Here is a 13070-nt window from a genome sequence, read left to right as displayed (position 1 = left end):
CTCAAGAAAACGCCTATTATGCGCCTTCGTTATGCAGCTCTAGGTTTGCTAAATCCTGTTGGATTTCAAGTTGTGTTTTCGCATCATCGTTACGAAGACCATCTAAGAAGTCTAGGTATTGTTGGTCAATATCACCCGTTACGTATTCGCCGTTAAACACGGATGTATCGAACTGAGTAATATCTTGGTTTCCAAGACCGACTGCCTCAACCAAGTCTTCTAGACGTTGATAAATCAATGCATCAGCACCAATCTGCTTACAAATTGTATCGTTGTCACGGCCATGAGCAATAAGCTCGGTAGCACTTGGCATATCAATGCCGTACACGTTCGGGAATCGAACTTCTGGTGCTGCTGATACCATGTACACTTTCTTCGCACCAGAATCACGTGCCATTTCGATGATTTGTTCTGACGTAGTACCACGAACGATAGAGTCATCCACCAGCAACACATTCTTATCTTTGAACTCCGAACGAATTGCATTCAACTTTCGACGTACTGATTTCTTACGTTGTTGCTGACCAGGCATGATAAACGTACGCCCCACGTAACGGTTTTTCACGAAGCCTTGGCGGTAAGGGATATCGATCGCTTGAGCGATTTGAAGTGCGATGTCACACGATGTTTCAGGGATAGGAATAACGACATCAATATCAAGATTTGCGTAGTCTTCACGAATACGTTCGCCTAGCTTTTTACCCATTTCAACGCGAGCACTGTATACCGAAATTTTATCGATGAACGAGTCTGGACGAGCAAAGTACACGAACTCGAAAATACAAGGATTCAGCTTAGGATTGTCTGCACACTGCTTCGTGTACAGTTCACCGTCAAACGTTGCGTAGATTGCCTCACCAGGTGCAACATCACGGACAAAATCAAAACCGACGGCATCCAATGCTACCGATTCAGACGCAACCATGTACTCCGCTCTGCCATTAACTTCACGCTTACCTAAACATAGAGGGCGAATACCGTGTGGGTCACGAAACGCAATCATACCATGACCGATAATCATGGCAGTCACTGCGTAAGCACCACGAATTGTGCGATGCACATTGGTGACTGCGCGGAATACGTCTTCTGTCGTGACATTTCCTTTTACTGAGTCAATTTCGTGTGCCAGTACATTTAGTAATACTTCGGAGTCTGAAGTGGTATTGATATGGCGGCGATCTTTTTCAAACAGCTTTTGACGAACTTCGTTAGCGTTAGTCAAGTTGCCATTGTGGGCAAGTGTAATACCGAAAGGAGAGTTTACGTAGAAAGGTTGAGCTTCTGAAGCGCTTGAACTGCCTGCTGTTGGGTAACGAACATGACCAATTCCGACCTCGCCTTGCAGGCGCTGCATATGTCTTGCTTCAAATACATCCTTGACTAAACCGTTCGCCTTGCGCAGACGAAAACGATTGCTTTCTATGGTACAAATACCAGCGGCATCTTGGCCACGATGCTGTAACACCGTTAACGCGTCATAAATAGACTGGTTTACAGGCGTTGTGCCCACGATTCCAACAATACCACACATGTCCTAATCCTCGATTTGCGACAGTAGCTGGCACTACTAGATAGTGCCAGACAGAAAACTTGATGTTGCTTGTAAATGCTCGAAGAATGGGGCGATGATACGGCTGAACTCAGGGATCAACTGTGAATCTTTCCACCAATCCGAGCTTGGGAATGCAGTAAACGCATCCATAAAAAACAGCACCGCAGAAACAATTAAGACTCCGCGTAGACCACCAAATACAATCCCAAGAATTCGGTCCGTACCTGATAGTCCTGTTTTTTGTACCAGTTGACCAATGACATAATTCACCACTGCACCAACTACCAAGGTCGCGACAAATAAAGCCGCAATCGCCGCTCCGTTACGAAACATGTCATCTTCGATGTTGGTGAAGTACACCGCCAATTTGGCGTAGTAGTTGCTGGAGATAAAAAACGCTCCAAACCAAATCACCAAAGACAAAGCTTCTTTAGCAAAACCGCGAACTAAACTGATCAGAGCTGAAAATCCGATCACACCTAAAATGATAAAATCTATCCAATTCATGTTTTCTTCATCTTAAGTTGGCGCGCATTTTAACAGAAAAAATGCTGACGCAAACGTTTTCTTATGGATTTAATGGCTTAAATTTAAGCAATTGACCTTTTGAGCCTGTAATTTTTTGTAATTCCTTGACTTGTCGTTCAAGTTTACTTTTTGACACATCAGGACCAACAATCACTCTCGTAAACTCGTTTTCTTTCTTTGTATGAGCTTGATAGCCACGCTTTTGCAAATCAGCGACAAGCGCGACCGCATTTTCGTGATTCTTAAGCGCCATCAACTGAATGATCCAAGCAGAATCTTCATATTGATTTTTTTCTTGCACAGGACGAGTGGCCACCTCAACTTGCTCTGGCTGTTTGATGACCTCTGGTTTAGGCGTCGGCGTTGGGTCAGGCTCAGAAGCAGCCACTTGGGCGCCCTCTTGCTCCTGCACCACCGCTTCAACTGGAGAGTCCGGTAACGCTATGTCGTCTTCCACTGGCTCTAATATTTCGAAGTTTTCCACATCACTATCAAGTTCAGGTTTGATAGGAATACTGGCAAATTCTTCTTTGTAGTGCAGTTTCTTACCATCTAGCACATCGGGAAGAACAATCACTCCGACTGCAACTAGAATGATGGTGCCGACTAAACGACTTTGGAATTTACTTGCCATCAAAATACCTTTGCTTATTTATTCTTTGATTGCCAATGTTCCAATACCTCTCCGACAGTATGGAATGAACCAACCACCAGAATGACGTCTTCTTGCTTTGCGTGGCTTCTTGCATTCTCGAAGGCGTCAACAGGGTTTTCAAAATGAACTTGCCCATCGGGTAAGTATTGGCACAACTCTCCAGCAGTCGCCGCTCTCGGTCCGGTTAGCGACGCTGGATACCATTGTGTTGCAATTGGAGTTAGCGCTTCAATGGTTGCTTTAATGTCTTTGTCATGCAGCATCGCGATCACAATATAGATATTCTTACCCAAATATTGGTGCTTCACTTTCTCTACCAAATACTCAGCAGAGTGCGGGTTATGCGCGACATCAAGGATTATCTCTGGCTCGTGATGCAATATCTGCATGCGCCCTGCCAGGCGAGCATTATTCAAGCCATTGACAATGTTTATGTCAGTGATTTGCAATTCCGATGCTCCTAACGCCATCAATGCTGTTGCCGCATTTTGTAGCGGTAACGATGGGACAGGTAAATCCTCTAACGCAAATGCACCACTGCTCCACTTCCAACCATTATTAGTTAGTTGGTAATCATACTGAATACCAACTTGGAAGAACTCAGAGCCAATATCGTCAGCATGAGCCGCCACGGTCGCCGGTGGCGTTGGTTGACCACAAATTGCTGGCTTCCCTGAACGGTAAATGCCTGCCTTTTCAAAACCAATGACATTGATGTCATCACCAAGCCAATCCACATGATCGATAGCTAAGCTCGTAATAACAGAAACATCATGGTCAACAACGTTGGTGGCATCTAGACGGCCGCCAAGTCCTACTTCAAGTAAGATAACGTCAACTTTCTCTACTTGGAAAATACGTAGCGCAGCAAGCGTACCGAATTCAAAGAGGCTAAGGCTGATATCACCACGCTGCTTTTCTACATAGTCGAATGCTTCACAGTGCTTTGCATCTACAACGTCGACGCCATTAATGCGTACACGCTCGTTGTAACGAATCAGGTGCGGAGAGCTGTAAACACCGACTGAATAGCCAGCATCGAGTAAAATAGCTTCCATTAACGCACACGTTGAACCTTTGCCATTGGTGCCGGCAACGGTGATTACGGTTGGAGCGGGTTTGGTAAGATTGGCTTTGTTTGCTACCGCTTGGACACGGTCTAAGCCTAGATCAATTGCTGAGGAATGAATATTTGCTAAATAATCAAGCCACATCTCTAATGAAGATGTGGCTTGAGGAATTGGGTTTTGGGTCATCTAACTTTAACCATTAAATTCTTTGGTTTTTATGTTAGTTGATACTTTACCCTTTTTCGTCCGCTTCTGGTACAGAATATGGCTCTTCATTTGGAGATTCGTTAACCGAAACCACCAAAGGAGACTTGTGGTTAGTCATCTTAGCGATTAGACCACCCACACGCTGACGCATTTCACGACGGTCAACGATCATATCAATCGCACCGTGATCAAGCAGGAACTCACTACGCTGGAAACCTTCAGGAAGATCTTCACGTACTGTTTGCTCGATAACACGACGACCAGCAAAGCCAATCAGCGCCTTAGGTTCACCGATGTTGATATCACCCAACATAGCCAAACTTGCTGATACACCACCCATTGTAGGGTCAGTTAGAACCGAAATAAACGGCAGACCTTTTTCTGATAGACGCTCAAGCGCAGCACTGGTTTTTGCCATTTGCATAAGAGACATCAATGCCTCTTGCATACGAGCGCCACCACTTGCTGAGAAACAAACAAGTGCACAGTTGTTTTCAATTGCGGCATCCACCGCTTTAACGAAGCGAGCACCAACAACTGAACCCATTGAACCGCCCATAAAGGAGAATTCAAACGCACACGCCACAAGGGGTAGACCAAGCAGTTCACCTTGCATCACAACTAGCGCATCTTTCTCTCCGCTGTTTTTTTGTGCTGCAGAGATACGCTCTTTGTATCGCTTAGAATCTTTAAATTTCAGTTTATCCTGTGGCTCAAGTTCGGTACCTAATTCAACTCGATTGCCTTCATCTAAAAACGTTTCCAAACGACGACGCGCTTTCATGCGCATGTGATGGTTACACTTTGGACAAACTTCTAGGTTACGCTCTAGTTCAGCATGGTATAAAACCTGTTCACAAGAGGTACATTTAGTCCACACACCTTCTGGGATAGAAGCTTTGCGTGAACTTACTAGGTTGCTTTTCTCTAAAATCTTTTCAAGCCAACTCATGGAAGACCTTTTCTCTCAACTCTTCCGCTTCATTGCGAAAGATATAAATTCGACATAATACCGACGGATTAAACCATATCTTGCAGCTACTGTAGATAAAAAACTGGTTGTACCTATTTTTGATATCATAAATAGCGTATGTTTTCCGCTCACATTCAATGTAAACACTACCGATATTTTGAAATAAGTGTGTAAAATTAGTTCAAATTATCTGGCAAAAACAGTGGACCGATCGGCACTTCAGGTAACCCAAATTCTTCTGGATAGTCTACATCTACCAGGTACAGACCTTCCGCTTTCGCTGTCGCACCCGCTAGTTTGCGATCTTTAGCCTCTAGTAACCATTTGATCCATTCAGGGCTCTCTTCACCACGTCCAACCTTTATCAAGCTACCCGTGATGTTACGAACCATATGATGCACGAACGCATTGGCTTTAATATCAATAACCACATAGTTCCCATGGCGCGTAACGTTCAGATGCATCAAGTTTCGAAATGGGCTACGAGACTGACAATGCGCCGCACGAAACGACGTAAAATCATTTTCACCAAGCAGATACTGCCCTGCCTCATGCATTTTTTCCTCGTCGAGCTCACCATGATAGTGGCTCACACCAGAGTTTAAGATACCAGGTCGTAAAGCATGATTGAAAATAATGTAACGATAACGGCGCGCTGTCGCTGAGAATCGTGCATGGAAATCATCTGGGACTTCCTTAGCCCAACGAACCGCTATATCACTCGGCATGTTCGCGTTTGCGCCCATAGTCCAAGCTACCATTTTTCGAGTAACGTTGGTATCAAAGTGCACAACTTGCCCTGTGCCATGCACGCCAGCGTCTGTCCGACCAGCACACTGAACTTCAACTGGGTGATTAGCGACAACGGACAATGCTTTCTCTAGCTCTTCTTGGACACTTTTCACTTCTCTTTGGCGCTGCCAACCAAAGTAGTTTGTACCGTTGTACTCGATACCTAATGCGATTCTCATCTTAACCTTCGAACTCTAAAATGGGGCGGGAAGTATATACTCAAGTCACCTCAAGTTGCCAGTTTCAACAAGGATGACGTAGAGGTAGCATCATACTAGCGAGACACAAAAAGGGTAGCTAACGCTACCCTTTTTGATTTATCGGCCATTAATGGCATCAATCAGGCTCTTTGCTTCGCGGCGAATATCATCTTCACCGTAAACAATCGCCTCTTCTAGTAATTTTATCGCCCCTTGAGAATCGTTCATCTCGAGATAGATTTTAGCAAGGTCCAGTTTTCCAGCAGCTTCAGCGTTGCTATCTACGTCAACATCGCCGATCTCACCGATAACATCTGGAAACTCGTTCAATCCGACATCAAGCTTCAGATCTTCCTCTTCGAACTCACCACCTTCTTTATCGACCTGAGCCATCAATTCATCAATCGTCATAAATTGATTTTTCTTCGGGTCGAAGTCATCCAAGCTGCTTTGCTCTGCCCAGTTTTCTTGCGCGATCTCTGGCTGACTTAGTGCATCACTTGAATTCCAGACATCACGCTGGTCCTCGGGCACTTCGTCCGCAGAACTTACGCTATCGGCAGCTGGTTTAAAGCCATCCCAATCATCTCCAACATCAAGCATGGTTTCAAAATCCATACCTGCGCTTGCGATGGTGTCACTGTCTAACTGACCTTCAAATACCTCTGAACTTGCGTCTTCAGCAAGAAGGTTAGCCATTGAAGATTCATCATCTAAGTCACTTAGCGGCTCACCCTCTGTCGCCGTTGGCTGCACTTCTGGTTCAGTATCAAAACCGTTTTGCTGCGCAAAGACTTCAAACAAAGCATCATGATCGTTATCGGCTTGAAGAGTTGGTCTCGATGTCTCAGCTTCAACATTAGGAGTCTCTGGCGCACTCTCATTCATTGATGCGAGAACATCTTCCTCATTGAACTCAGGAAGATCTTGGTCGTCAAAACTTAGCTCTTCATCCTCACCGGAGATTGGTTCTATATCTGCGGTTTCAGAACTCGGTAATTCTGGCTCTTCTTCCATAGACGCCAATGCATCTTCTTCACTGAATTCTGGCAGTTCGAGTTCATCAAAATCGAACTCTTCTTCTGCTTCAGTAGCCGACTCAGCTTCAGAGCGCTCAGGCTCGATAGATTCTGGTTCATCTAACGCAGATTCATCCGCCATGGACACCAATGCATCCTCTTCACCAAACTCTGGCAGTTCGAGTTCATCGAAATCGAACTCTTCTTCTGCTTCAGTCGCCGACTCAGCTTCAGAGCGCTCAGGCTCGATAGATTCTGGGTCATCTAACGTAGGTTCGCCGGCCATGGAAGCCAATGCATCCTCTTCACTGAACTCTGGCAGTTCGAGTTCATCGAAATCGAACTCTTCTTCTGCTTCAGTAGCCGAATCAGCTTCAGAGCTCTCAGGCTCGATAGACTCTGGGTCATCAAGCGTAGGTTCGCCTGCCATGGAAGCCAATGCATCCTCTTCACTGAACTCTGGCAGTTCGAGTTCATCGAAATCGAACTCTTCTTCTGCTTCAGTAGCCGACTCAGCTTCAGAGCGCTCAGGCTCGATAGACTCTGGGTCATCAAACGCAGGTTCGCCCGCCATAGACGCCAATGCGTCCTCTTCGCTGAACTCTGGTAGATCGAGTTCATCAAAATTGAGTTCTCCTTCTGCTTCAGTCGCCGACTCAACTTCAGAGCGCTCAGGCTCGATAGACTCTGGGTCATCAAACGCAGGTTCGTCCGCCATGGACGCCAGTGCGTCTTCTTCACTGAACTCTGGTAGATCAAGTTCATCAAAATCGAACTCTTCTTCGGCATTGGTGGCCGAATCAGTTTCTGATGCTAGTTCTGAACTTTCTGGCTCACTTTTGTTACCCGAGTTTTGTTCTTGTTCTGGTTGAGTTTCACTTTCTAGTTCAGGCTCATCCAGTAGCCAATCTTCTTCTTGTGGAACACCAAATTCATTTTCTACTGTATTTGGTGTCGGAGTGAACACTGGAGCGTCTTCTACTGTCTCAACTTGAGGCGGCACTTTAGCATCAGGCTCTACTGATGCATCTTGCGTTGACTTAGAATTGGCATCCTCTTCTTGTTGTGGCGAAGATTCCTCTATCTCAGCTTGCGGCTCTTCAACTTGTTGTTGCGCTAAATCATCTTCAGTATCAAATAGCGCATCCAGTTCAGCAGAAAAGTCCGCGTTTTCTTGCTCTGTAGGCTGAAGCTCTTCACTGTCTGACTCAAACAAGTCGTCTAGCTCGCTCATCAAAGGATCGTTCTCTGGTGAGAGGTCCTCTAAATCACCCAGAAACTCATCGCTGCTAAATGGCTCTGAATCAGTTTCTGGCTCGGTTAATGGTTGCTCTGGCGCTGTTTGTTGCGGATCTGGTTGACTGTCACTTAATAAAGCATCGATGTCCAAACCAGGCTCAATTCCCGGCTCTTCATGATCGGGCTCTGACTCGGCTATTGAAGATGGTTTTTCGTCGCCGTCTGGTTCGCCAAAACCAAGTGAAGCGAGTAACTCTTCCTCTTCCGATTTAGTCTGTGCAGGGCTTTCGTCCTCTCGAATCAGATCATCAAACGGGTCTAACTCAGTCTCAGTTCCTGTCTCTTCATCAAGTTCGGATGTGACGTCATCAATGAGTTCATCCAGTAGATCTGTGCTATCTGCATCTAACTCTTCAATCGAGTCATCACCTTCAAAACCAGAGAGTGCTTCTAGCTCATTCAGTGGGTCAAACTCGTCGTCTGTTTCATCTTCGTCAAAATCGATCAGTTCATCGAGTAAGTCCGTACTGTTTTCATCTAGAACGGCGTCTTCGCTGGCGTCACCTTCAACTTCTGTCGGCTCAGTAACAGGCTGCTCGTATTGAGCTAATAGCTTATCGATATCGTCATCAGATGCCTCTCCTGCGCTGAAATCATCATCCGATACGTGCTGTTTTAGTTCAGGTTCATCGGTATCTAGGTCGAAGTCGTCATTGCCAAGTTCCGCAAACAAGTCATCAAGCATATCCTGATCGACAGTGTCACTTGGTAACTCTTCTGACGGCTCATCTGCTGCAAGTAGTTCCGCAAATGCGTCGTCTGAAAGCGAGTCTGCTTTCTCGTTCGTATCATCTGAAAGATCGAAGCCAGCCTCATCGTCATCGAGCACTTCTAGTTCTGGAGCAACCTCATCTAAGGCTCGCTCCATCTCTTCTAAACCAAGCGCTTTTTCTTCGCCGTTAACTTGGATACCATTGTTCGATGACTCAAACTCATCCAGACCAACATCTAGGTCGCCGTCATCACCGATACCCGCAAATGGGTCATCGTCCCCTTCTAGGTTGAAATCAAGTTCTTCATCGTCAAGGTTGGCAAAGACGTCTTCTTCTAAGTCTGGCTTCTCTTCTTGTGTAGCCTGAGTATTTATATCTTCATCTGCGAACAACTCATCATCAAGTGTGAGTTCTTCATCCAGTTCGTCCGTCGCCGCTAAACCAATTGGCGCAGCTAATGGATCGGTTTCCTGCGGCGATTGCTCAGCAGGCTCTTCCTCTTTGTTTTTAGAACGGCGACCAAGCAACATCACAACCAAAAGTGCCAGCAATGCACCTGGAATAAGCGCCGCTAAGCCGACAAGCCAACCATTAGACAAAATCTTGTCAATCGTACTTGGCTGCATGCGTTGTTGCTCAGCAAGGCGCTGGCGCTCTTCAGCAAGCAGTTTCTCGACTTCCGAGCGAATGCGTTCTTCGTCATTCAGCTCATTTTTCAAGGTTTCAACTTCGCTTTGCACTTCTGACAGCATTAAGCGAAGACGATGGTTCTTCTCTTCCAATGACTCTAATTCACTTTGTGAGCCTTGAAGTTTGTCTTTTAACGCACTGACCTGCTTTTCACCCTGCGGAGAGGTGTTCACAGGTGGCGCAGGAATAACTGGTATTGTTTTTTGAACCGGTTTTGGTTCCGCAGCTACAGTGGTTTCTGGTTTAGGAGCAACAGGCTTGGGTTCTACTTTTATTTGTGGCTTTGGTTGCTCGGCGACGCGTTGCGCTGGCGTGGCTCTATTTGTCGGCTTCGGCTGTTTTAACTTAGCCTCGTGCGCCTTCATGATCGCAACAGCTTGTTCTGTAGTCGCGCTTTGCACTTGCTCTAGAGACGGTACTCGTAGTCGACTCCCTGGGATCAACTCATGAATGTTTTGGTTCTCAAACGCTTGAGGGTTAATTCGATAAATGGCAAGAAGCGTTTGTTGAACGGTAACACCGCGTGAAGGTCTTAATTCTGAAGCGATCGACCATAGTGTTTGATTTTCACCAGTCGGACCAAAGAAACGTGACGGCTGAGTATTTGCAGGAGGAGCAGGTAATGCTCGCTCAATATCTTCAGCATAGCTCGGAGATGATTGCACTTCACCAGACGGTCCAACAAGACGAATTCCTTCGGCTTGAACCACTGATGATGTCTGAGTCGCGCTCATCAACACAAGGGCTGCTAACAAACGCTTATAATTTTGACGCATAGAAGGCTCAGTTTTGTGCTAAATACAATTTGAAATGGTGATCGGTTAAATATATCGGATATCACATGCAAAACTATAGCGTTGAGAATAAAAAATGTGTGGCTCTCGCCATATTCGTACTAATCTCACACTATTTTGTTCCGTTCGTACAAAAAAGCCTCGCACAGTGCGAGGCTTTGAAATGAACTGGTAAGTGACTTAGTAGTAATCGCGGATCAGAACTTCAGCGATTTGTACCGCGTTAGTTGCTGCGCCTTTACGCACGTTATCCGCCACAACCCACAAGTTTACACCACTGTGGTGGCTGATATCGTTGCGGATTCGACCAACCATAACATGATCTTTACCGCCCGCATCACGCACTTGTGTCGGGAAGTCATCACCGTGGAAGACTTCAATGCCTTCTGTTTGCTCAAGCAAGTTAACGACTTCTTGTGCATCGATTGGAGAGCGAGTCTCAATGTGAAGCGCTTCAGCATGACCATAGAATACCGGCACACGCACACACGTTGGGTTTACTGTGATTGATGGATCGTTAAAGATCTTCTGTGTTTCCCACACCATTTTCATTTCTTCTTTGGTGTAGCCATTTTCCATCATCTGATCGATTTGCGGAATACAGTTAAACGCAATCTGTTGAGAGAATTGCTTCTTATCCGCAGGCAGACCGTTTAGAAGCTTAGCCGTTTGACCTGCTAGTTCGTCAATGCCCGCTTTACCCGCACCAGATACGGATTGGTATGTAGATACGTTAATACGCTCAATACCCACTGCATCGTGAATTGGTTTTAGTGCCACCAGCATTTGAATGGTCGAACAGTTTGGGTTCGCAATAATGTTACGGTTACGAAACTCTGCAATCGCTTCTGGGTTTACTTCTGGCACAACGAGAGGAATGTCGTACTCGTAACGGAAGTGTGAAGTGTTGTCGATAACGATAACACCTTCATCTGCCGCGATTGGCGCCCATTTTTCAGATAGCTCACCACCAGCAGAGAACAACGCAATATGAGCTTGAGACCAATCAAACTCTTCAACGTTCTGTACACGAACCGTTTTGCCATTAAAGCGATAAGTCTTGCCTTCGCTACGCTCACTTGCCAATAAGTGAATGTCACCCACTGGGAATTTACGTTCTTGAAGCACTTCTAAAATTGTTTCACCGACCGCACCGGTCGCACCTAAAATGGCAACATTATATTGCTGGCTCATTGACTTACCTCAATCTGAAAACCTAGTTCTGCTAATGGAGCAAGGTTACATGTTTTGTTACCCACTAGCGTGACAGCGCTGTATTCACGGCGATCCCAGTAGTTTTTACGCATCAGGTCAAAAGCACCTGGCTTACTGATCTCACGACGGAAAAGAGCGTCATCTCTACGCACATCATAGATTAACTGCGTGATGTTATGCAGTGTTGCTTCATCCCAAGCTCTGTCCAATACCATAGTAGGAACAGGCGCGGTTGGCAGTAAATCGCTGGCATGCGCACGTAATTCGTTATTTAAGAACTCACAGTAGCTGTTGAAAATCATCGTCGTACCGCGAGCTTTCCCTTCCAAGCCGTAGCCTGCAACGTGAGGGGTTGCGAATGCTAGCAGAGGCAGAAGCTCCATATCAACCTCTGGTTCAAATTCAAATACGTCAAGCGCTGCGGTAAAACCGTCGTTTTTCAAAAGACGTTGCTTCAATGCCTCGTTATCAACGATTGGACCTCGCGCGGCGTTAATCAAAACCTGATCACCACGAAGCGAGTTTAAAACCGTTTCATCAATTAAGTGATGAGTTGGATATGGACCATCTCTGGTGATTGGCGTGTGCAGCGTAATGATGTCTGAGCCTTCAATCAGTTCTGTCAACGGAGTAAAGCTACGAGGATCACCAGCCTCTTGTTTGAATGGGTCATTGATGAGAACTTTAATCCCCATGCCTTTCAAACATTTCTCTAGGTAGCTACCTACTTGGCCTGCACCAATAATACCTACCGTCTTGTCAAATACCGAGAAGCCTTGTTGCTGAGAGAGCACCATCATCACGCTGAACGCGTATTCCGCCACACCCACTTTGTTACAACCCGGCGCAGCGGTGAAGAATATACCTTTCTCTTTTAAAAGCGCTTGGTCGACATGATCCATACCTGCTGTTGCGGTACCAACAAACTTTAGCTTGTTTGCTTTGCTGATTAGATCGGCATTCACTTTGGTTACCGAGCGAATCATTAGGGCATCAACATCCACTAAATCATCAGCCGTCAGTGTACGACCTGGTTTTAGAATCACTTCACCGAGTTGGCTGAATAGCTCTTCAGCGTACGGCATATTTTCATCAACAATAATTTTCATAGCGCCAGCGTTTTAACATCCATTTGTATGAGTTCGTTTATTCGCAAGATGCGAAACTAAAACGATTGTGCCCTTTTCCCGAAAAATCTCAAGAAATAACCCTAATAAACCTCAAGGAGATTAGTTCCAAAGAAATCGTTTAACGGGAAGCAATGTAAAAAGCAGAAATTGAGAAAAGAAAAAGCCCGGCTAAATAGCCGGGCAAAGTTCCAGAACAAAAGGATCCTATCCCGCTCTCCATGGGATAGAGTCTG

The 13070-nt window shown here is 45.7% G+C and carries 9 protein-coding genes; all 9 read right to left on the bottom strand.

What is annotated here, in order from left to right:
- Window positions 1-16 precede the first annotated feature (16 nt).
- Window positions 17-1531 carry an amidophosphoribosyltransferase gene (purF, locus tag D8S93_RS02430; protein WP_005397209.1) on the bottom strand — a complete coding sequence of 505 codons (1515 nt, stop codon included), beginning with the start codon at window positions 1529-1531 and terminating at the stop codon, window positions 17-19.
- A gap of 36 nt (window positions 1532-1567) precedes the next feature.
- Entirely contained in the window at window positions 1568-2059 is a 492-nt protein-coding gene (locus D8S93_RS02425; protein ID WP_005380590.1) for a CvpA family protein, read from the bottom strand.
- 61 nt (window positions 2060-2120) lie between these two features.
- Complete coding sequence (locus tag D8S93_RS02420; protein ID WP_005397207.1) at window positions 2121-2714, bottom strand: SPOR domain-containing protein; 594 nt, start codon at window positions 2712-2714, stop codon at window positions 2121-2123.
- Between the two features lie 14 nt (window positions 2715-2728).
- Window positions 2729-3991 (bottom strand): bifunctional tetrahydrofolate synthase/dihydrofolate synthase, encoded by a 1263-nt coding sequence (folC, locus tag D8S93_RS02415; protein WP_152811813.1) that lies wholly within the window; start codon window positions 3989-3991, stop codon window positions 2729-2731.
- A 46-nt stretch (window positions 3992-4037) separates the two neighbouring features.
- Window positions 4038-4964 carry an acetyl-CoA carboxylase, carboxyltransferase subunit beta gene (gene accD, locus D8S93_RS02410; RefSeq protein ID WP_005397203.1) on the bottom strand — a complete coding sequence of 309 codons (927 nt, stop codon included), beginning with the start codon at window positions 4962-4964 and terminating at the stop codon, window positions 4038-4040.
- Window positions 4965-5161: 197 nt separating this feature from the next.
- On the bottom strand, window positions 5162-5956 hold the full coding sequence (truA, locus tag D8S93_RS02400; protein ID WP_152811811.1) for a tRNA pseudouridine(38-40) synthase TruA: 795 nt from the start codon (window positions 5954-5956) through the stop codon (window positions 5162-5164).
- 138 nt (window positions 5957-6094) lie between these two features.
- A complete protein-coding gene (locus D8S93_RS02395; RefSeq protein WP_152811809.1) occupies window positions 6095-10474 on the bottom strand; it encodes a FimV/HubP family polar landmark protein in 4380 nt (1459 codons plus the stop codon).
- Between the two features lie 198 nt (window positions 10475-10672).
- Window positions 10673-11686 (bottom strand): aspartate-semialdehyde dehydrogenase, encoded by a 1014-nt coding sequence (locus tag D8S93_RS02390; RefSeq protein ID WP_006741728.1) that lies wholly within the window; start codon window positions 11684-11686, stop codon window positions 10673-10675.
- Window positions 11683-12816 (bottom strand): 4-phosphoerythronate dehydrogenase, encoded by a 1134-nt coding sequence (locus D8S93_RS02385; RefSeq protein WP_152811807.1) that lies wholly within the window; start codon window positions 12814-12816, stop codon window positions 11683-11685. Before D8S93_RS02385 ends, D8S93_RS02390 begins: the two co-directional genes overlap by 4 nt.
- Between the last annotated feature and the right edge of the window lie 254 nt (window positions 12817-13070).

It is taken from the genome of Vibrio sp. VGrn 2 (genome assembly GCF_009361695.1).
Taxonomy (GTDB): Bacteria; Pseudomonadota; Gammaproteobacteria; order Enterobacterales; family Vibrionaceae; genus Vibrio; species Vibrio diabolicus.
The sequence above is the reverse complement of the archived record's forward strand: the minus strand, read 5'-3'. Positions and strand labels throughout refer to the sequence as shown.

Coding starts and splice junctions, on each gene's coding strand:
- purF (WP_005397209.1), bottom strand. CDS start 1,531: ATGTGTGGTATTGTTGGAATCGTGGGCACAACGCCTGTAAACCAGTCT.
- D8S93_RS02425 (WP_005380590.1), bottom strand. CDS start 2,059: ATGAATTGGATAGATTTTATCATTTTAGGTGTGATCGGATTTTCAGCT.
- D8S93_RS02420 (WP_005397207.1), bottom strand. CDS start 2,714: ATGGCAAGTAAATTCCAAAGTCGTTTAGTCGGCACCATCATTCTAGTT.
- folC (WP_152811813.1), bottom strand. CDS start 3,991: ATGACCCAAAACCCAATTCCTCAAGCCACATCTTCATTAGAGATGTGG.
- accD (WP_005397203.1), bottom strand. CDS start 4,964: ATGAGTTGGCTTGAAAAGATTTTAGAGAAAAGCAACCTAGTAAGTTCA.
- truA (WP_152811811.1), bottom strand. CDS start 5,956: ATGAGAATCGCATTAGGTATCGAGTACAACGGTACAAACTACTTTGGT.
- D8S93_RS02395 (WP_152811809.1), bottom strand. CDS start 10,474: ATGCGTCAAAATTATAAGCGTTTGTTAGCAGCCCTTGTGTTGATGAGC.
- D8S93_RS02390 (WP_006741728.1), bottom strand. CDS start 11,686: ATGAGCCAGCAATATAATGTTGCCATTTTAGGTGCGACCGGTGCGGTC.
- D8S93_RS02385 (WP_152811807.1), bottom strand. CDS start 12,816: ATGAAAATTATTGTTGATGAAAATATGCCGTACGCTGAAGAGCTATTC.